This window comes from Inquilinus ginsengisoli (genome assembly GCF_031453975.1).
GTDB lineage: Bacteria > Pseudomonadota > Alphaproteobacteria > DSM-16000 > Inquilinaceae > Inquilinus > Inquilinus ginsengisoli_A.
Window position 1 is genome coordinate 428,813 of the sequence record NZ_JAVDPW010000008.1, and the last position, 19,537, is coordinate 448,349.

The window sequence follows — 19,537 nt, forward strand, 5'->3', positions numbered from 1 at the left end:
GCCCAGGCTTTCTGGCGGTCTTACTCGGCCGCCCCGGCGCTGGCGTGCAGGCTGTCGCGCACCTTCAGCAGTGAATCCCGCAGGCTGCCCGCCGTCTCCAGCGTCAGTTCGGCGGCGCAGCCGATCCCCTCGCCCACCGCCGCCACCTCGGCCTGCAGCGACCGTCCCGCGGGGGTCAGGTGGATGTTGACCACCCGCTCGTCCTCGCGGCTGCGGCGGCGCTCGACCAGGCCGGCCGCCTCGAGGCGCTTGAGCAGCGGCGTCAGCGTGCCGGAATCGAGGAACAGCTGCTCGCCGATCGCCTTCACCGCCAAGCCATCGCGTTCCCACAGCACCAGCATGACGAGGTATTGCGGATAGGTCAGGCCGATCCGGTCGAGCAGTGGCTTGTAGACGCGGTTGAAGGCATGCGCCGTGGAGTAGACGGCGAAGCACAGTTGCTGCGCCAGGCGCTGGTGGGGTTCCAGGGTATCGGGCATCGCGGGCTCTCCCGGGGTGGGGAACGGGACAATCCGATTGGATACGCTCCACAATTGGATTGCGCACCATTCAATTTTGCGGCCGCGCCATACCGGAATCACATATCGAGCAATTCAATTGTGCGCTATTTAATTTCTCGCAAGCGGCAACCCGCCGCCCCCTCATCAGCGAGATCCGATCATGAGCATCCTCTATCGCACCAAGGCCACGGCAACCGGCGGCCGTGACGGCCGCGCCACCAGCGAAGACGGCAAGCTGTCCGTCGCGCTGACCACGCCGAAGGAGCTCGGCGGCCAGGGCGGCGACGCCACCAATCCGGAGCAGCTGTTTGGCGCCGGCTATTCCGCCTGCTTCCTGAGCGCGCTGAAATTCGTTGCCGGCCAGCTGAAGGTGAAGGTCCCGGCGGACGCCACCGTCACGGCCGATGTCGGCGTCGGCCCGCGTGACGACGGCCAGGGCTTCGGCCTCGAGGTCGGGCTGACCATTGCCCTGCCCGGCGTGGAGCGTGCGGTCGCCGAGGACCTGGTCGCCCGCGCCCATGTGGTCTGCCCCTATTCGCACGCCACCCGCGGCAATCTCGACGTCCGCCTGACCGTCGCCTGATCCCCCGGCCGGGCCGGCGATGACGCCGGCCCGCCTTCCTTCTCCTTCCGGAGTCGTTTCATGAGCCTTCCCCTGAAGTCGCTCGCACTCGCCGCCGTCGCCGCCCTGGCGCTCGGCCTCGGCCCGGTGTCCGCCGAGGCCGCGCCCACCGGCGTCAAGAACATCGTCCTGGTCCACGGCGCCTTCGCCGACGGGTCGGGCTGGAACGGCGTGGTCGCCGCACTGCAGGCCAAGGGCTATCACGTCACCGCGGTGCAGAACCCGCTGACCTCGCTGGCCGACGACGTCGCCGCCACCAAGCGGGTGCTGGCGCAGCAGGACGGCCCGACCCTGCTGGTCGGCCATTCCTGGGGCGGCGTGGTGATCACCCAGACCGAGTCGCCGAACATCGCCGGCCTGGTCTATGTCGCCGCCCTCGCGCCGGATGTCGGCGAATCCGCGGCCGATGTGTTCAAGCACGGCCCGGCGGCGGTCGAGGCCGATGCCATCCAGCCCGGCCCGGACGGCTTCGCCACCATCCCGGCAGCCCGCTTCCACAGCGCCTTCGCCGCCGATTCGTCGGTCAAGGAGGCGGCGGTGATGGCCGCCACCCAGGGCCCGATCGCGCTCGCGGCCTTCGGCGAGAAGGTGACCGTCGCGAACTGGAAGACCCTTCCGTCGTGGTTCCTGGTGTCGACCGCCGACCGCGTGATCAACCCGGACCTTGAGCGTTGGGAGGCCCAGCGCATCGGCGCCCATGTCGTGTCGGTCACCGGCAGCCACACCGCCTTCGTGGCGAACCCGGCCGTGGTCGCCAAGGCGATCGAAGAGGCGGCGACGTCGCTGCACAAGTGATCTCCCTCTCCTGAGCGAAGGCCGCCCGTGGCGTTGCGCCACGGGCGGGCTTTCGTCTAGGACGGGGGAATGACGATCGAACTGCTTGCCCCGTCCCTCGCCCGGCTGCCCTTCTATGCCGACGCCCTGCGGCGCGGCTGGTCGCCGGACACCGTTCGCAAGGCCGCGGCCGCCACGGAGCAGTTGGAGCGCATCGCCCAGGATCCGGTCGCCTTCGTCGCCGGGCTGGACGATCCCGAAGCCTGCGGCGGCCCGATCCCGATGCCCGACGGCACCACCGTGCCGCGGCTGCCCGGTTTCCAGCGCTGGCTTTGGGATGGCGAATTCTGCGGCAGCATCAACCTTCGCTGGCAGCCCGGCGGGGCCGCTCTGCCGCCGCATGTGCTGGGCCATATCGGCTATTCCGTGGTGCCCTGGATGCAGGGCCGCGGCCATGCCACGCGGGCCCTGGCCCTGCTGCTGCCGGAGGCCCGGGCGCACGGCCTGCCCTATGTCGAGCTGACCACCAACCCCGACAACATCCCGTCGCAGCGGGTCATCCTGGCGAATGGCGGCCGGCTGGTCGAACGCTTCCGCAAGGCGGCGGCCTATGGCGAGGACGAGGCGCTGCGGTTCCGCATCGACCTGTGACGGCGGCGCAAGCCGCCGTCGCGGCGATGGAGTCCGGGCCGGGCTTGCCGTAAACCGGTCCCGGCTTCGCGATTCGGGACGGGAGATCGGCATGGCGGCAAGCGGCGACAGATCATCGGCGGCCGTGCTGGTGCGGCCGATGCTGGGCCTCGCGCTCGGCGCCGGCACCCTGCCGCTGCTCTATGCCGGGGTGTTCCCCCTGCTGCTGCCGGCGATGGCGGCGCAGGTCGGCGCCGGCGGGCTGGTGGCGGCGGAAGCGCTGCTGGCCCTGCTGCCCTACCTGCTATGGGCCACCCTGGCCCGGCGCCGCGACGAACGCGCGCCGATCATCGCCGGCGGCGTGCTGCTGGCGGTGGCGCTGGCCGGCCTGCTGGTCCTGTTGCGCCGGCCGCTGGCGCCCGGCGACGGCGTCCTGCTTCCCGGCCTGCTATGGGCGGCGGCGGTGGCCGGTGCCGCCGGGCTGGTGGTCGGCAACCATCTGCGGCTGGTCCGGCTGAGCGGCGGGTCCAGTGGCCGCACCGCGGTGCTGGCCGCCGCCTCCGCGACGCTGCTGGGCCCGATCCTGGCCAATGCCATCCTGGAGCTGCTGACGCCGGCCGCCGGGCAGCCGGGGATCTCGTCCGGGCCCTGCCTGTTCTGGGCGGCCATGGCGCTGGCCCTCGCCTTCGTCAGCTGGCGCAGCCCGGCGGTCGATGCCGCCCCATCGGCCCCGGCCAACTGGCCGGCGATCCTCGCGGCGACCATCGGGCTGGTGCTGCTGCTGGCCCCGATCATCTGGCTGAACGCCGTCCGGCTGCCGTTGCTGGTCCATGCCGCATCGGTTGCCGGCGTCGCGGTGCCCGGCCTGCTCGGCCAGGCGGCGATGTTCGGCTATCTCGCCATCGCCGTGGTGCTGGTGCTGGCGGCGCTGCATCCCGGCCTAGCCACCCTGCTGGCCGGCCCGCTGGCCGTGGCCATCGTGGTGTGGGCGCTGGTCGGGCTCGACATCCAGGTGCCGGTCTCCCTAGCCTGGGCGGTCAGCAGCGATCCGGCCTATGCCCTGGCCCTGATCGCCGGGCTGGCGGCGATTCTCGGCCGCGGCGCCGGGCCGGTCCGCATCGCCCTCGCCTGGACCGCGCTGCAGGCGGCATCCGTGCTGGGCAACCGCGGCGGTCAGGCCTGGTGGCAGCAGAACCAGTTCGTGGTCACCGATGCGATGCGCCAGGCCGGCATCGGCATGGCCGTGCTCGGCGCGCTGGTCCTGCTCGGCATCATCCTCGCCCGCCGCGCCCGGGGCTGAGGCCGACAGAAAGGAAGCCCCCGGAGGGTGCTCCGGGGGCTTCGAGTGTGGATCGGGCCGGAGGAACGCCAGCCAGGGACCGGCCCGATCGTCGACGGATCGACGGCTTTCGCGATGGCGGCGGCTTAGGTCCAGCCCGCCCGATCCGCGATCTCCACGGCCCGAGGGCCGCCAGCAACCGCGCTGCCGGGGAGGGGGCGACCGGCCTTCGTCATCTCCCGCTCTCCTCGGCAACGCGACTGCAATTCATTCGCAATCGCAGAATACAACTCTGGCTGGGCGGCGCAAGCAGAATCGCCGAGGCCCCGACCAGGATGATCGGGGCCTCTCGCGTCAGTCGAAACGCAGCGGGATGTTGATGGTGATGCCGGGCGCCGGTGCGACATAGACCGGCGGCGGCGGCTCGACATAGACCGGGCGCGGCCGGCGCCGCTCCACATAGTAGCCGTCGTCGTCATAGGGGTTGTCGTAGACGACCACCCGGTCGCGGGGCGGACGGACGTAATAGTAGGCCGGCGGGCCGCGCCAATGGCCGTGACGATGGCCATGCCAGCGGTGACCGCCATCGTCATCATCATCGTCATCATCCGCGATCGCCGCCGACGGGTGGAGCAGCAGCATCGGGGTCGCCGCGGTCAGGGCGAGCAGCGCCAGGAACGACAGGCGCATCAACGGCCGGCGCATGCCCATGCCTCAGTCGAACCGCAGCGGGATGTTGACCGAGATGCCGGGGGCCGGCGCGACGTAGACCGGCGGCGGCGGCGCATAGTAGACCGGCGGACGCTCGTAATAGACCGGGGGCCGTTCGTAGTAGACCGGCGGGCGCTCGTAATAGACGACCGGCGGGCGCGGCCGCACCACCACCACCGGACGGCCGTAATAGCCGCGATCGTAGTAGCCACGGTCGTAGTACCCGCCATGGTGGGCCCAGGGCGGCCCCCAGCCATGATGGTTCCACTTCTTGGCGAGGGCCGGCGACGACACCGCCAGCGTGGTCGCCGCGACGACCAGGGCACTGGCCAGGATTCGGCGCATCGTGATCATCTCATTCATCCTTCTGGCTGCCGGGCGGCACATCGCGCCAAACCCACCAACGCTCGAACGGTTCAACGCACGACCCGGCTGCTTCGATCCGGATTCAATCTGGGCATTTTCGTGGCAGCGACCTCGGCGCCGGCTCCCAGCCGAAGACGCTGCGGCCGCCATAGTCGTGCGAGCGGCGGCGCTCCTCCGCGATGTGTTCGGGCAGGGTCGGACCAGTGGCGTGCCGTTCGACCCGCCGGGCCTGGTCGTCGAGGCGGCGGATCGCGTCGAGCCGTTCGTCATGGCCGAGCTTCGCGGCGGCGACGGCGGATTTCAGCACCGCGATGGTCTTGTCGTAGACCAGGGTCGGCACCGGATAGGGGTGCCGGTCCTTGCCGCCATGGGCCAGCGAGAAGCGCCCCGGATCGGCGAAGCGGCACGGCGCGCCGTGCACCACCTCCGCCACCATGGCCAGCGACCGCACGGTGCGGGCGCCGACGCCCGGCACCAGCAGCAGTTCGCCGAAATCGGCCGGCGCCCGGTCCGCCGCGGCGCTGAGCGCCCCGTGCAGCCGGCGTAGGATCACGTCGCTGGGCCGGACGTCGTGATGCGCCGGCATGGTCAGATGCGGCAGCCGGGGCTGGTCCGGCGGCGGCGGAACCCGGCCCTCCAGCACCGCGACCTCGCCGACGATGCGGTCCGGCCCGAGATCGCGCAGCAGGTCGATCTGGCCGTGGCGCGAGGCCCGCGCCCGCCGGTCGGTCAGGTTGACGATGACGCCCTGGCCGGCGCCCTCGATCGCGGTGTGCGGGGCCTCGACGAAGCTCTTCAGATCCTCGGAATGCCAGTGGTAGCGGCGGGCCAGGCGGCTGTCGCCGTTCATGCCCTGCTGCACCACCACCCAGCATCCGTCATCGGCGACGATGAAGCCGTGGAGGTACAGGTCGAAACCGTCCTGCACCGCGGCGCTGTCGACTTTGGCGACCAGCCGGCTGGCCTGCGCCAGGGCCGCGCCGTCGAAGCCGACGCGGTCGCCGATGGCGACCAGCTCCGCCGGGGTCCGCCGCGAATGCGCGCCGCGCCCGCCGCAGACATGCAGGCCGAGCTCGCCCGCCATCGGCTGCAGGCCGCGCTTCAAGGCGCCGATCACGCTGGTGGTGATGCCGGAGGAATGCCAGTCCATCCCCATCACGGCGCCGAAGGACTGGAACCAGAAGGGATGGGCCAGGCGCCGCAGGAAGTCGTCGCGGCCGTAATGATGGATGATCGCCTCGGCAATCACCGCGCCCAGCCGGGCCATGCGCTGGCCCAGCCAGGCCGGGACCCGGCCATGGTGCAGGGGCAGATCGGCGCTGCCGGCCCGTTTCGCCACGCATCCTCCAGGAACAAAGATGGAACGATCCTAGCGCGGACCTCGCCGGGACGCCAGCGCCCAGGTGGCTGAGTTACGCAGCCGGATCCCGCTGACATGCAGGCTGCTCTCCCACAGCGAGGCGAGCGGGACCAGCGAATCGACGACGCAAAGGTCGACGCCGCACCGCGCCAGCTCGCCGTCGAGCCCGGCCAGGGCGACGCAGCCGAGCGGGACGACCGGCGCCTCGGACACCCACATCCCGGCATCCTCAAGGCTACGGAAGGTCTCGGACGGCAGCTCATAGCGGTGGATCGCGGCGGAGCGCAGCCGGCCGATCCAGGCGGCCTCGACGAAGGCGACGGCGCAAGGCTCGCCGGGTCCCAGCCAGCGCGCCCGGTCCGCCGCCGTGCTCCCCGGCGTCGCCCAGGCAAGGATCCGGGGACAGTCCCGCGGGAACAGGTACAGCATCTGATGGGCGTCATCGATCGCCCAGACCAGCGGCCCGTTGAGCCACTCCAGCCCGGCGGGGCGAACCGACGGCACGCGTGCCGGGCGAGGCTCGAACCGGGCGATCGCCGGATCGTCGCTGAAATGGAACAGCCGCACGATCGCGCCCGCCGGAGGCCCTACGCCGCTGCCGCCCGCGCCTTGCTGATCAGGGTCAGGATCTCGGCCGCCGCCTGCGGGATGTTGGTGCCGGGGCCATAGACGGCGCTGACGCCGGCGGCCAGCAGCGGCTCGTAATCCTGCGGCGGGATCACGCCGCCGCACACCACCAGGATGTCGCCGGCGCCCTCGGCCTTCAGCGCATCCATCAGCTGCGGCACCAGGGTCAGGTGCCCGGCCGCCTGGGACGACACGCCGACGACATGGACGTCGTTCTCGATCGCCTGGCGCGCCGCCTCTTCCGGTGTCTGGAATAACGGACCGATATCGACATCGAAGCCGATGTCGGCGAAGGCCGTGGCGATCACCTTGGCGCCGCGGTCGTGGCCGTCCTGGCCCATCTTCACCACCAGCATACGCGGCCGGCGGCCCTCCACCTCGGCGAAGCGCGCGACTTCGGCCTGGATCCTGGCATAGCCCTCGTCGCCGGCGAAGGCGCCGCCATAGACGCCGGAGACTGAGCGGACCACGGCGCGGTGGCGGGTGAACACCTGCTCCAGCGCGTCGGAGATCTCGCCCACCGTGGCGCGGGCGCGGGTGGCCTTGACCGCCAGGTCCAGCAGGTTGCCCTCGCCGGTCTTCGCCGCCTCGGTCAGCGCCGCCAGCGCCGCCCGGCAGGCCGCGTCGTCGCGGCTGGCGCGGATCTGCTTCAGCCGCGCCACCTGGGCCTCGCGCACCGCCGAATTGTCGATCGCCAGCACCTCGACATGGTCGGGCTTCTCCGGCACGTATTTGTTGACCCCGACGATGGTCTGCTCGCCGCGGTCGATCCGGGCCTGGCGGCGGGTCGCGCTCTCCTCGATGCGCAGCTTCGGCAGCCCGGCCTCGACCGCCTTGGTCATGCCGCCCATGGCCTCGACCTCGTCGATCAGCGCCCGAGCCTTGTCCACCAGCTCCTGGGTCAGCGCCTCGACATAGTAGCTGCCGCCCAGCGGGTCGACGGTGCGGGTGACGCCGGTCTCCTCGGCGATCACCAGCTGGGTGTTGCGGGCGATGCGGGCCGAGAACGGGGTGGGCAGGCCCAGCGCCTCGTCGAAGCTGTTGGTGTGCAGGCTCTGGGTCCCGCCCAGCACCGCGGCCAGCGCCTCGATCGTGGTGCGCACCACGTTGTTGTAGGGGTCCTGCTCGGTCAGGCTGACGCCGGAGGTCTGGCAATGGGTGCGCAGCATCAGGCTCTCGACCTTCTTCGGCGCGAATTCGGCCTGGATCAGCTCGGCCCACAGCCGGCGGGCGGCGCGCAGCTTCGCCACCTCGGTGAAGAAGTCCATGCCGATGGCGAAGAAGAAGGACAGGCGCCCGGCGAAGGCGTCGACGTCGAGCCCGCCGGCGATCGCGGCACGGACATATTCCAGCCCGTCGGCCAGGGTGTAGGCCAGCTCCTGCACCGCCGTCGCCCCGGCCTCCTGCATGTGGTAGCCGGAGATCGAGATCGAGTTGTATTTCGGCATCCGCGCGGCGGTGTAGGCGATGATGTCGGCGACGATCCGCATCGAGGGCCCGGGCGGGTAGATGTAGGTGTTCCGGACCATGAACTCCTTGAGGATGTCGTTCTGGATGGTGCCGGACAGCTTGGCCTCCGGCACCCCCTGCTCCTCCGCCGCGACGATGTAGCCGGCCAGCACCGGCAGCACCGCGCCGTTCATGGTCATCGACACCGACATGCGGTCGAGCGGGATGCCGTCGAACAGGATCTTCATGTCCTCGACGGAATCGATCGCCACGCCGGCCTTGCCGACATCGCCGACCACGCGCGGATGGTCGCTGTCGTAGCCGCGATGGGTGGCGAGGTCGAAGGCCACTGAGACGCCTTGCTGCCCGGCCGTGAGGTTGGCGCGGTAGAAGGCGTTCGACGCCTCGGCCGTGGAGAAGCCGGCATATTGCCGGACGGTCCAGGGCCGGCCGGCATACATGGTGGCGCGCACGCCGCGGGTGAACGGCGCGAAGCCCGGCAGCTCGGCCTCCGCCTGCGCCGGCAGGTCCGCGGCGGTGTAGAGCGGCTTGACGTCGACGCCCTCGGCCGTCTCGACGGCGAGGTCGGCCAGCTTCTTGTCGCGCAGCTCCTTCTGCGCCAACGCCTCCCAATCGGCGCGGCTCCGCTTCTCGAAGGCGGTCATGGGCGGCACTCCTCCAGTCACGGCGCGAGTATAGGAGGGGCGATCGCCGCGGTCACGCGGGCCGCGCAGCTTTCTTTCGCTTGCTCAATTGCGGCTGAGCGCCATGTGCGCGCCGAGGCCGACCAGGGCCGAGCCGCTGCCGACCCTCAGCCAGCGCGCCACCCGGGCGCTGCGGCGCAGCCGGGCCATCGCCTGGTCGATACACAGCAGCGTCACCACGTCGGCGGCGAAGAACACGGCGTTGACGATCAGCCCCAGCACCAGGAACTGGGCCCAAACCGGGAGCCCGGCAGCGGGGTCGACGAACTGGGGCAGGAAGGCGATGAAGAACAGCGCCGTCTTCGGGTTCAGGAGCTCGACCGTCACGCTTTCGGCGAAGGCGCGGCGCGCGGTCTTCTGCGCCACCTGCGGCAAGGCGTCCGCGGCATGGCGGCTGCGCACCATGCGGACACCGAGCCAGACCAGATAGGCGGCGCCGAAGATCTTGACCGCCAGGAACAGGGTCGGCGACCAGCGGAACACCGCCGACAGCCCGGCCGCGGCCGCGGCGACATGCACGAGGTCGCCGACCGCGATCCCGGTGGCCGCGCGGAAGCCCGCCGCCCGGCCGCGCGCCAGGGTCTGGGCCACGGTGTAGAGGATGGCGGGGCCCGGGATGATCGCGATCAGCACGGTGGCCAGGAGGAACGGCAACAGGTGGGCGAGGGACGGCATGGCGGGCCTCCTGTGGAATTGCGAGCCATCATAGCGCGGCCGGACGCAGGCGTCAGGCATCCGGCCTCAGCGGTTGCAGCCATCCGAGCGCGGGCCTATATCTAGCTAAGCCTAGCTAGGATCGACGCCATAACCACCGTCAACATCTTCGAGGCCAAATCCAGCCTCTCCCGTCTGGTGGCAGCGGTCGAGGAGGGACGGGAGACGGAGATCGTCATCGCCCGCAACGGCCGACCGGTGGCGCGCCTCGTCCCCATCGCCCCCGCGGCGGACGCGACCAGGCGCCTCGGCCTTCTCGCCGGCCGGTATCCGGCGATGACACTCCAGGAATTCGACGCCGACAACGAGCGGATCGCGGCGCTGTTCGCGGGCGAGGCGGAGTGAGGCTGCTGCTCGACACCCATGTCGCGATCTGGGCCCTGGTGTCCCCGGAGGTGATGCCGGCGGCGATCCAGGCCCTGATCGCCGACCCCGCGAATGCCATCCACGTCTCCGCCGCCAGCGTCTGGGAGATCGCGATCAAACATTCGATGGCGCGGCGCGGAGCACCGCCCTTTTCCGGGTCTCAGGCGCTCGCGTATTTCGGCCAGGCCGGATACGCCCTTCTCGCGGTGTCGGCCGAACATGCCGCGGGAGTCGAGACGCTGCCCTTGCTTCATGCCGACCCGTTCGACCGGCTCCTCATCGCCCAGGCCCTGGCCGAGCCCCTGCGGCTGGTGACCCACGACGCCGTGGTCGCGTCCTATGGCGGCTCCATCATCCATTTCTGAGCGGTCCGCGGCACCGTACCGCTCCCGCATTGTCTTGACGCTGTCACAATTCCAGATAGGACTGACTCGCAGACAGTGCGATGGCGGTCGCGGCGGCGTTGGTGTAGGGGAAGAATCACGTGGCGGACCGAGATCCCAACCCGCGGTTTTCTGCGGTATGATGGCCATGGCAGAGCGCAAGATCGCAGCCTATGTTCGAAAGCGAGAGCAGAGTCGGAGTGTGAGACCGTGAACGTTAGCGTCGGAAACCACGGCACCGCGACGCATCCGGGCCAGATCAAGCCGAAGCAGACGATCGTCACCGAAGGCATCGACCCGACCCTGGACCGGCCCAGCGCGGTCACCCGGTTCTTCATGCGCATCGTGGCCGGGGCCGAGCGGCTCAACCTCAGATACAGCAAGGTCGGCAACCCCCCGGTCTACGACAACGCCACCTTCCCCTGGGTGGCGGAGATCGAGCGCGAGTGGCATCTGATCCGGAGCGAGCTGGACCGCGTCCTGCTGCGCCAGAGCGAGCTGCCGAGCTTCCAGGAGATCGCTTCCGACGTGAAGACGATCAGTAAGGACAACCACTGGAAGACGTTCTTCCTGACCGGCTACGGCGTCAGTTCGGACCGCAACATCGCGCAATGCCCGGAGACCTGGCGCATCGTCCAGAAGATCCCGGGGCTGAAGACGGCGATGTTCTCGATCTTCGAGCCAGGCAAGCACCTGGCGCCGCATCGCGGGCCCTACAACGGCGTGCTGCGGCTGCATGTCGGCCTGCTGGTGCCCGAACCGCGCGACCAGCTGGCGATCCGCGTCGACAAGCAGATCTGCCATTGGAGCGAGGGCAAGGCCCTGGTGTTCGACGACGCCTATGAGCACGAGGCCTGGAACCACACCGACAAGACCCGCGTCGTGCTGTTCGTCGACTTCGTCAAGCCGCTGCGCTTCCCGGCGAAGCTGGTGAACTGGCTGCTGCTGAACCTCGCCGTCTTCACCCCCTTCATCCGCGAGGGCCAGGACGCCCACAAGGAGTGGGAGAAGAAGTTCTACGCCCAGGCCGAGGCGCTGCGGAACCACAAAGCTTAAGGCGTCGCCCGTAGCAACTGTCTTATGCGGCACAATTTCAGGTGTCATGCCACGGCTTGACCGTGGCATCCAGGGGCGGCCAGGGCGGCTCTTTGTGGCCCCTGGATTGCCCGGTCAAGCCGGGCAATGACAGTGGAAGGGGATCCTGGGACGTAGGTTAGGTTGGGCGACGCTACGCCCCCAGCCCCTCCATCACCGCATTCGTCGTCGTCACCGTCGCAAACTCCGCCGCAAGCGTCGCCAGATGGGCCCGCTGCAGGTCCTCGGCCGTGATCATGCCGCCGGCGCCGTCGGGCAGGTCGAAGCAGGCGGAGGCATCGCCGACCAGGATCGCGCGGTAGCCGAGATTGGCCGCCACCCGCACCGTGGTCGAGACGCACATGTCGGTCGTCAGGCCGAACATCACCACCGTGCCGACGCCCAGCCGCCGCAGCCGCAGGTCGAGATCGGTGGCGATGAAGGCGCAGTTCACCGATTTCGCCACCACCGGCTCGTTGTCCCACGGCTCGAAACCGGGCCGCAAGGCGTTGCCCGGATGCGACGGCACGAAGACCGAGCCGGATTCCACGGAATCGTGGCGGATGTGCAACAGCGGCAGCCCCGCCGCCCGCCAGGCCACCAGCAGCCGCAGGCCGTTGGCGTCGAGATCCGGGTTGTTGCGCCGGCCGAAGGGCGGCAGGTCGAAGCCGCGCTGCATGTCGATCGGCAGCAGGGCGGCCCGGCTGGACCACAGGTCGGGGGTCGCGGTCATCATGTCCTCACAGGGAGATCTGGGGCGTGGATGGCGGCCCGGCCGTTGCCGGCAGGCGGACGGAAGCGCTCGCGATAGTCGCTCGGCGCCACGCCGATCCGGCGCAGGAAGGCGCGGCGCATGCCGTCGGCATTGCCGAAGCCGCAGCTGCGGGCCACGGTCTCGCCCGGCAGGTCGGTCTCCTCCAGCCGCCGGCGCGCCGCCTCGATCCGCAGCCGCTCGACATAGGCGGCCGGGGTGGCGCCGATCTCGCGCAGGAAAGCGCGGGCGAAGTTGCGCGGGCTCATCGCCGCCCGGTCGGCCAGGGCCGGCACCGACAGGTCGGCCTCGGGATGGGCCAGCATCCAGTCCTGCAGCGCGCGCAGCGGCGGCCGTTCGGCGATCTGGCCGGCCAAAGCGGCGCTGAACTGCGACTGGCCGCCCGGGCGCTTCAGGAACATCACCAGATCGCGGGCGGTGGCCAGGGCCAGGTCGCGGCCGTGATCGGCCTCGATCAGGGCCAGCGCCAGGTCCATCCCGGCGGTGACGCCGGCGGAGGTCCACACCCTTCCATCCTGGATGAAGATCGGGTCGGGCTCGACCCGCACCGCCGGATAGCGCCGGCTCAGCCTTTCGCACCAGTTCCAATGGGTCGCCGCCCGGCGCCCATCCAGCAGCCCGGCCTCGGCCAGCAGCAGCGCCCCGGTGCAGACCGAGCCGAGCCGCCGCACCCGCGGCGCCATGCCCCGCAGCCAGGCCACCAGGGCCGCGTCGGCGACCGCGGCCTCGATGCCGGCGCCGCCGGCCACCAGCAGGGTGTCGATGCCGTCGCCGGCCTCATCCAGCCCGCGATCGGCCAGGACGGACAGGCCGGAGGTGGCGCGCACCGGGCCGGCCCGTGCGGCCAGCACCTCGACGGCATAGCCCGGCGGCGCCCCCGCGTCGCGCTGCAGGGCGGTGGCGGCGGCGAAGACCTCCAGCGGCCCGACGACGTCGAGCAGCTCGACTCCGGGAAAGGCGAGCATGGCGATGCAGCGTGGCCGAAGGCTGGGAGAGGCTGACATCTGCGCAGTCTGTCCGGATCGGCCGATGGCAGCAAGGCCATGATGCCGTCGGATTCTGCCAAACCCGATCCTGCGCGAAGGGCCAGCGCCGCCAGGGCTGTCGTCGGTGGCCGGCCCAGGCCGGCCTGGGTCCAAATCCTACAGAGTACGGAAGGGGGGTACGGACGGGCGACTGAGGGCCTTCAAAGCGCCGTCAGGACGACGCCATGGCCATGACGATGCCGAAGACGACCAGCACCAGGACAAAAGTGGATCCGACGGCCTTGATCGCACCCCACGGGCCGTAACCGCCGGCGACCATGAGAATGATCACCAGAAAGGCCGCGAGAATCGAGCCGTAGATCAGAAACGCCTTGATCCGCCCCATGCGTGGCCTCCCTCTTCGCCGGAGGTGAAGCCTAGCATGGCCCCGAAGCCGTGGCGGAGGAGGATCCCTACTCGTCCCGCCAGTCGCTGAACGTCGCGGCCTGGCCGCGCAGCACGCCGGCCTCGTCGATCAGCTGCCAGACCGTGGCGTTCTCGATCCAGAAGCGGCGGCCGGACTTGGCGATGCGCAGGCCGCGATAGTCGCTGATGAAGCCGTCGCGGGTGACCATGTCCAGCAGGCGCTGCCGCTCGGTCCGGTCCGGCGCCTCGGCGGAGAGGCGGGACGGCAGCGTGGTGAACTCGTCCCAGCCATACTCGAACCGGGCCTGGGCCGCGCGGTTGGCGTAGACGAAGCGGGGGTCGGCGTCGGTGTTGTGCGCCAGCACGCAGAACGGCGCCGTCTCGTACAGCCAGCGCGCCTGCGCGGCGGCGTCGCCGCCCGCCTCCTCCGGAATCAGCGGCGTGCCGACCAGCCGGGCATGGCTGCCGGCCAGCAGGCGGAGGAAATCGGGATCATGGGCCAGGCTCATCAGCGGACTCCGGTCGCGCCGCGATGGCAGCGCATGGGGTCTAGGTCGGACATGAAGCCGGGACAGGCAAGCCGGCGGGGCTGCGGCACGGTGTCCGGCCCGGGGCATGGCAGACCCGACGGACCGGCGGAGGCCGGGCCGCGGCATTTTCGGCCACGATAGGACCCTGATCCGATTCAGCCGAGGAACTGGTCCCATGAAGCTGCCGCCGATCCTCTCCCTTGCCGTCGCCGGCCTGCTGCTGCTGGCCCAGCCCGCCGCCGCGGCCGAGCTGCAGGTCGTCAGCTCCGGCGGCTTCGCCCCGGCCTACCGCGCCCTGGCCCCGCAATTCGAACAGGCCAGCGGCGACACCTTGAAGATCGGCTGGGGCCCGTCGATGGGCGACACGCCGAACGCGGTGCCGGTGCGGCTGGCCCGCGGCGAGAAGCTGGATGTCGTGATCATGGTCGGCTATGCCCTCGACGACCTGATCAAGCAGGGCAAGGTGCTGGCCGACAGCAAGGTCGTCCTCGCCCGCTCCAGCATCGGCGTCGCGGTGCGGGCCGGCGCGCCGAAGCCGGATATCGGCTCGGCCGAGGCGGTGAAGCAGGCGCTGCTGGCGGCGAAGTCGATCGCCTATTCCGACAGCGCCAGCGGCGTCTACATCGAGACCGAGATGTTCCCGCGCCTGGGCATCGCCGAACAGATGGCGACCAAGGCCCGCAAGATCCCGGCCACGCCGGTCGGCGAGATCGTGGCCAAGGGCGAGGCGGAGCTGGGCTTCCAGCAGATCGCCGAGCTGAAGGCGGTGCCGGGCATCGACCTGGTCGGGCCGCTGCCGCCGGAGCTGCAGCAGGTGACGCTGTATTCCGCCGGCATCGTCGCCGGCTCGCACGACCCGGCGGCGGCCAGGAAGCTGCTCGACTTCCTCGCCTCGCCCGCCGCCGCCCCGGCCATCGCCGCGACGGGGCTGGAGCCGGTCGCGACAGCCAGGTAGGGGCAGGCGGAGCGCAAGGCGGCCAAGGCGGCGAAAGCGGCAGCGCCGGAGCCTGTCCCCGCGGCCCTCGAGGCTGCCCCCGAGCCGGCCGAGAACTCCGAGCCGCGCGAGACCCTGGCCGAGGCCGAGACCCCCGAGTTCGAAGACTTGGCGGAGGAATCGGAGGAGGCCGCGAATGGCTGGGGCAACCTGAAAAGGCTTCGGCCCGTCGCTCTCTCGGCGACATCCGTAGCTCTTTCGGCGACATCGAATGTTGATATAAAGATATCTTTATGTCATTACATACCCTCCCATCCGGAACCCGGTCCCGTCCGCCATGACCACGCGCGTCGAAGCCTTCGATATCCCGCTGGAGCCGGTCGACGGCGCCGAGGTGCTGGCCGCCCTGACCGCGGCGGCGCGCGAGCGCGTGCTGATCCTGGACGGCGCCATGGGCACCCAGATCCAGGGGCTGGGCTTCGAGGAGGACCATTTCCGCGGCACCCATTTCCTGGGCTGCGACTGCCACCTCAAGGGCAACAACGACCTTCTGACCCTGACCCAGCCGGACGCGATCGAGGCGATCCATTTCGGCTACGCCATCGCCGGCGCCGACATCCTCGAGACCAACACCTTCTCCTCGACCTCGATCGCCCAGGCCGATTACGGCATGGAGGCGGTGGTCTACGACCTGAACCGCGACGGCGCCCGGCTGGCGCGCCAGGCCGCGGCCAAGGCCCGGCGGATGGACGGCAGGCGCCGCTTCGTCGCCGGCGCGCTGGGGCCGACCAACCGCACCGCCTCGATCTCGCCCGACGTCAACAACCCGGGCTACCGGGCGGTGACCTTCGACACGCTGCGCGACGCCTATGCCGAGCAGGTGCGCGGGCTGATCGACGGCGGCGCCGAGATCATCCTGATCGAGACCATCTTCGACACGCTGAACGCCAAGGCGGCGATCTTCGGCACCGAGCTGGTCTTCGCCGAGAAGGGCGTGCACCTGCCGGTGATGATCTCCGGCACCATCACCGACCTGTCGGGCCGCACCCTGTCGGGCCAGACGCCGACCGCGTTCTGGAATTCGGTACGCCACGCCAGGCCCTTCACCATCGGCCTGAACTGCGCCCTGGGCGCCAACGCCATGCGGGCGCATCTGGCCGAGATCGCCGCCGCGGCCGACACCTTCGTCTGCGCCTATCCCAATGCCGGGCTGCCGAACGAGTTCGGCCAGTACGACGAATCGCCCGAGGCGATGGCCGCCCAGATCAAGGGCTTCGTCGAGGAAGGCCTGGTCAACATCGTCGGCGGCTGCTGCGGGTCGACCCCCGACCACATCCGCGCCATCGCCGACGCGGTCGCGGGCCTGCCGACCCGGTCGGTGCCGACCATCGCGCCGCTGATGCGCCTGTCCGGCCTGGAGCCGTTCACGCTGTCGAGCGACATCCCGTTCGTGAATGTCGGCGAGCGCACCAACGTCACCGGCTCGGCCAGGTTCCGCAAGCTGATCACCGCCGGCGACTTCGCCGCCGCGCTGGACGTGGCCCGCGACCAGGTCGCCAACGGCGCCCAGATCCTCGACATCAACATGGATGAGGGCCTGATCGATTCCGAGCGGGCGATGGTCGAGTTCCTGAACCTGATCGCGGCCGAGCCGGACATCGCCCGGGTGCCGGTGATGATCGACAGCTCGAAATTCTCGATCATCGAGGCCGGGCTGAAATGCGTCCAGGGCAAGCCCCTGGTCAATTCGATCTCGATGAAGGAGGGCGAGGCCGCCTTCCTGCACCATGCCCGGCTGGTGCGGTCCTACGGCGCCGCCGTCGTGGTCATGGCCTTCGACGAGGCCGGCCAGGCCGACACGCTGGAGCGCAAGGTCGCGATCTGCACCCGCGCCTACAAGCTGCTGACCGAAGAGGCCGGCTTCCCGCCCGAGGACATCGTCTTCGACCCCAACGTGTTCGCGGTCGCGACCGGCATCGAGGAGCACAACGGCTACGGCGTCGCCTTCATCGAGGCGACCAAGCAGATCCGCGAGACCCTGCCGCATGCCCACATCTCCGGCGGCGTCTCCAACCTGTCCTTCTCGTTCCGCGGCAACGAGCCGGTGCGCGAGGCGATGCACGCGGTGTTCCTGTACCACGCCATCCAGGTCGGCATGGACATGGGCATCGTCAACGCCGGCCAGCTCGCGGTCTACGAATCGATCGAGCCCGACCTGCGCCAGGCCTGCGAGGACGTCGTCCTCAACCGCCGCGACGACGCGACCGAGCGGCTGCTGACCCTGGCCGAGCGCTTCAAGGGCGCCGCCGGGCGCGAGGCCAAGGAGCGCGACCTGACCTGGCGCGAGCGCACGGTCGACAAGCGGCTGGAGCACGCGCTGGTCAACGGCATCACCGAGTTCATCGAGGTCGATGTCGAGGAGGCGCGGCTGGCGGCCGAACGGCCGCTGCATGTGATCGAAGGCCCGCTGATGGCCGGCATGAACGTGGTCGGCGACCTGTTCGGCGCCGGCAAGATGTTCCTGCCCCAGGTGGTGAAGTCGGCCCGCGTCATGAAGCAGGCCGTGGCCCAGCTGCTGCCCTACATGGAGGCCGAGAAGGCCGCCGGCGGCGGCGGCACCGGACGCAGCAGCGCCGGCAAGATCCTGATGGCCACGGTCAAGGGCGACGTCCACGACATCGGCAAGAACATCGTCGGCGTCGTGCTGGCCTGCAACAACTACGAGATCATCGACCTCGGCGTCATGGTGCCGGCCACCAAGATCCTGGAGACGGCGAAGGCCGAGAAGGTCGACATCATCGGCCTGTCCGGCCTCATCACCCCGTCGCTGGACGAGATGGTGCATGTGGCGGCGGAGATGGAGCGCGACGGCTTCGACATTCCGCTGCTGATCGGTGGCGCCACCACCAGCCGGGTGCACACCGCGGTGAAGATCCACCCGCGCTACAACAGCGGCCAGACCGTCTACGTCAACGACGCCAGCCGCGCCGTCGGCGTGGTGTCGAACCTGCTGTCGCCCGAGGGCCGCCGCGGCTATGTCGACGGCGTGCGCGAGGAGTACCGCAAGGTCGCCGACGGCCATGCAAGAGCCGAGGCCGAGAAGCAGCGCCTGCCGCTGGCGGCGGCGCGGGCGGCGCCGTTCAAGATCGACTGGGCGGCCTACCAGCCGCCGAAGCCGTCCTTCCTCGGCACAAGGGTGTTCGACGATTACGACCTGGCCACCCTGGCCCGCTACATCGACTGGACCCCGTTCTTCCAGACCTGGGAGATGAAGGGCCGCTATCCCGCCATCCTGCAGGACGAGAAGCAGGGCGAGGCGGCGCGCCAGCTGTTCGCGGACGCCCAGGCCATGCTGGTCCGGGTGATCGAGGAGCGCTGGTTCAAGCCCAAGGCGGTGATCGGCTTCTGGCCGGCCGGCGCGGTGGGCGACGACATCCGCCTGTTCACCGACGACACCCGCGGGCAGGAGCTGGCGACCTTCTTCACCCTGCGGCAGCAGCTGTCGAAGCGCGACGGCCGGCCGCGGGTGGCGCTGTCCGACTTCGTCGCCCCGGTCGACAGCGGCAAGGCGGATTACGTCGGCGGCTTCGTGGTCACCGCCGGGATCGAGGAGGAGGCGATCGCCGACCGCTTCGCCCGGGCCAATGACGACTACTCCTCGATCCTGGTCAAGGCGCTGGCCGATCGCTTCGCCGAAGCTTTCGCCGAGGCCATGCACCAGCGGGTGCGCAAGGAGATCTGGGGCTATGCCCCGGACGAGCCCTTCGCCCCGGACGAGCTGATCGGCGAGCCCTATCGCGGCATCCGCCCGGCGCCGGGCTATCCGGCCCAGCCGGACCACACCGAGAAGGTGACGCTGTTCCGCCTGCTCGACGCCGAGCGCCGGATCGGGGTGCGCCTGACCGAGAGCTACGCCATGTGGCCCGGCTCCTCGGTCTCCGGCGTCTACCTGGCGCATCCGGACTCGTATTACTTCGGCGTCGCCAAGGTCGAGCGCGACCAGGTCGAGGACTATGCCCGCCGCAAGGGCATGCCGATCGCCGAGGTCGAGCGCTGGCTGGGCCCGATCCTGAACTACATCCCCACCCCGCTGGTCGAGGCGGCGGAGTAGGCGACAAGCGGAGCGTTGCGTTGCCTCTCCCGCTTGCGGGGTCTTTTTAAAAGCCTACCCCCTCGTCGTCATTGCGAGGAGGCGAAGCCGACGAAGCAATCCATGGGCCCGCACGAGCGGCCCGATGGATTGCTTCGCTGCGCTCGCAATGACGGGGTTGGGGGCTCCAACTGCGGTTGTCCGGCAGGACTCCTGCCCTAGCTTAACAACCGACTCGTGTTCATGATCTGTTCATGGACA

20 protein-coding genes are annotated in these 19,537 nt (G+C 70.2%); 9 read left to right on the plus strand and 11 right to left on the minus strand.

Annotation, left to right across the window (positions count from 1 at the left end):
* Nucleotides 1-20: 20 nt before the first annotated feature.
* Nucleotides 21-479, minus strand: coding sequence for a MarR family winged helix-turn-helix transcriptional regulator (locus E9232_RS23830; RefSeq protein WP_309798215.1), 459 nt, complete (start codon nucleotides 477-479; stop codon nucleotides 21-23).
* 181 nt (nucleotides 480-660) lie between these two features.
* Here E9232_RS23830 and E9232_RS23835 point away from each other — a divergent pair, with 181 nt between their 5' ends.
* The 4 genes from E9232_RS23835 (at nucleotide 661) to E9232_RS23850 (ending at nucleotide 3,826) form a co-directional block, all read left to right on the plus strand.
* Entirely contained in the window at nucleotides 661-1,083 is a 423-nt protein-coding gene (locus E9232_RS23835) for an organic hydroperoxide resistance protein (protein WP_309798216.1), read from the plus strand.
* 60 nt (nucleotides 1,084-1,143) lie between these two features.
* Nucleotides 1,144-1,917, plus strand: a complete 774-nt coding sequence (locus E9232_RS23840) for an alpha/beta fold hydrolase (protein ID WP_309798217.1) — start codon at nucleotides 1,144-1,146, stop codon at nucleotides 1,915-1,917.
* 69 nt (nucleotides 1,918-1,986) lie between these two features.
* Complete coding sequence (locus E9232_RS23845; protein WP_309798218.1) at nucleotides 1,987-2,547, plus strand: GNAT family N-acetyltransferase; 561 nt, start codon at nucleotides 1,987-1,989, stop codon at nucleotides 2,545-2,547.
* Between the two features lie 91 nt (nucleotides 2,548-2,638).
* Entirely contained in the window at nucleotides 2,639-3,826 is a 1,188-nt protein-coding gene (locus E9232_RS23850) for a hypothetical protein (RefSeq protein ID WP_309798219.1), read from the plus strand.
* Nucleotides 3,827-4,159: 333 nt separating this feature from the next.
* On the opposite strand, the gene E9232_RS23855 is transcribed toward E9232_RS23850, so the two are convergent.
* The 6 genes from E9232_RS23855 to E9232_RS23880 form a co-directional block, all read right to left on the minus strand.
* On the minus strand, nucleotides 4,160-4,510 hold the full coding sequence (locus E9232_RS23855) for a hypothetical protein (protein ID WP_309798220.1): 351 nt from the start codon (nucleotides 4,508-4,510) through the stop codon (nucleotides 4,160-4,162).
* A 9-nt stretch (nucleotides 4,511-4,519) separates the two neighbouring features.
* Complete coding sequence (locus tag E9232_RS23860) at nucleotides 4,520-4,870, minus strand: hypothetical protein (RefSeq protein WP_309798221.1); 351 nt, start codon at nucleotides 4,868-4,870, stop codon at nucleotides 4,520-4,522.
* A 94-nt stretch (nucleotides 4,871-4,964) separates the two neighbouring features.
* Nucleotides 4,965-6,221 carry a DUF763 domain-containing protein gene (locus E9232_RS23865; RefSeq protein ID WP_309798222.1) on the minus strand — a complete coding sequence of 419 codons (1,257 nt, stop codon included), beginning with the start codon at nucleotides 6,219-6,221 and terminating at the stop codon, nucleotides 4,965-4,967.
* A gap of 30 nt (nucleotides 6,222-6,251) precedes the next feature.
* Nucleotides 6,252-6,809 (minus strand): DUF6886 family protein, encoded by a 558-nt coding sequence (locus E9232_RS23870; protein ID WP_309798223.1) that lies wholly within the window; start codon nucleotides 6,807-6,809, stop codon nucleotides 6,252-6,254.
* Nucleotides 6,810-6,829: 20 nt separating this feature from the next.
* Nucleotides 6,830-8,983 carry a methylmalonyl-CoA mutase gene (gene scpA / locus E9232_RS23875; protein WP_309798224.1) on the minus strand — a complete coding sequence of 718 codons (2,154 nt, stop codon included), beginning with the start codon at nucleotides 8,981-8,983 and terminating at the stop codon, nucleotides 6,830-6,832.
* An 84-nt stretch (nucleotides 8,984-9,067) separates the two neighbouring features.
* Nucleotides 9,068-9,697, minus strand: a complete 630-nt coding sequence (locus E9232_RS23880) for a LysE family translocator (protein WP_309798225.1) — start codon at nucleotides 9,695-9,697, stop codon at nucleotides 9,068-9,070.
* A 144-nt stretch (nucleotides 9,698-9,841) separates the two neighbouring features.
* Between E9232_RS23880 and E9232_RS23885 the strand changes: the two genes are divergently transcribed.
* The 3 genes from E9232_RS23885 to olsC all read left to right on the plus strand — a co-directional run bounded on the left by E9232_RS23885 (nucleotide 9,842) and on the right by olsC (nucleotide 11,541).
* Nucleotides 9,842-10,081: a type II toxin-antitoxin system Phd/YefM family antitoxin gene (locus tag E9232_RS23885; RefSeq protein WP_309798271.1), complete on the plus strand. Its 240-nt coding sequence runs from the start codon at nucleotides 9,842-9,844 to the stop codon at nucleotides 10,079-10,081.
* Nucleotides 10,078-10,467, plus strand: coding sequence for a type II toxin-antitoxin system VapC family toxin (locus E9232_RS23890; protein ID WP_309798227.1), 390 nt, complete (start codon nucleotides 10,078-10,080; stop codon nucleotides 10,465-10,467). Before E9232_RS23885 ends, E9232_RS23890 begins: the two co-directional genes overlap by 4 nt.
* 228 nt (nucleotides 10,468-10,695) lie before the next feature.
* The gene (gene olsC, locus E9232_RS23895) at nucleotides 10,696-11,541 is read left to right on the plus strand and encodes an ornithine lipid ester-linked acyl 2-hydroxylase OlsC (protein WP_309798228.1); all 846 of its coding nucleotides are present in this window, start codon (nucleotides 10,696-10,698) and stop codon (nucleotides 11,539-11,541) included.
* A 172-nt stretch (nucleotides 11,542-11,713) separates the two neighbouring features.
* On the opposite strand, the gene E9232_RS23900 is transcribed toward olsC, so the two are convergent.
* The 4 genes from E9232_RS23900 to E9232_RS23915 form a co-directional block, all read right to left on the minus strand.
* Nucleotides 11,714-12,292 (minus strand): cysteine hydrolase family protein, encoded by a 579-nt coding sequence (locus E9232_RS23900; protein ID WP_309798230.1) that lies wholly within the window; start codon nucleotides 12,290-12,292, stop codon nucleotides 11,714-11,716.
* On the minus strand, nucleotides 12,292-13,296 hold the full coding sequence (locus E9232_RS23905) for a GlxA family transcriptional regulator (RefSeq protein ID WP_309798232.1): 1,005 nt from the start codon (nucleotides 13,294-13,296) through the stop codon (nucleotides 12,292-12,294). The genes E9232_RS23900 and E9232_RS23905 overlap by 1 nt, the downstream gene beginning before the upstream one ends.
* Before the next feature lie 232 nt (nucleotides 13,297-13,528).
* On the minus strand, nucleotides 13,529-13,702 hold the full coding sequence (locus tag E9232_RS23910) for a hypothetical protein (protein ID WP_309798234.1): 174 nt from the start codon (nucleotides 13,700-13,702) through the stop codon (nucleotides 13,529-13,531).
* Nucleotides 13,703-13,769: 67 nt separating this feature from the next.
* Nucleotides 13,770-14,231: an MEKHLA domain-containing protein gene (locus E9232_RS23915; protein WP_309798236.1), complete on the minus strand. Its 462-nt coding sequence runs from the start codon at nucleotides 14,229-14,231 to the stop codon at nucleotides 13,770-13,772.
* 196 nt (nucleotides 14,232-14,427) lie between these two features.
* Here E9232_RS23915 and E9232_RS23920 point away from each other — a divergent pair, with 196 nt between their 5' ends.
* Together E9232_RS23920 and metH are read left to right on the plus strand one after the other, a co-directional pair.
* Nucleotides 14,428-15,207 (plus strand): substrate-binding domain-containing protein, encoded by a 780-nt coding sequence (locus tag E9232_RS23920; protein WP_309798238.1) that lies wholly within the window; start codon nucleotides 14,428-14,430, stop codon nucleotides 15,205-15,207.
* Between the two features lie 316 nt (nucleotides 15,208-15,523).
* Nucleotides 15,524-19,297 (plus strand): methionine synthase, encoded by a 3,774-nt coding sequence (metH, locus tag E9232_RS23925; RefSeq protein WP_309798240.1) that lies wholly within the window; start codon nucleotides 15,524-15,526, stop codon nucleotides 19,295-19,297.
* Nucleotides 19,298-19,537 lie beyond the last annotated feature (240 nt).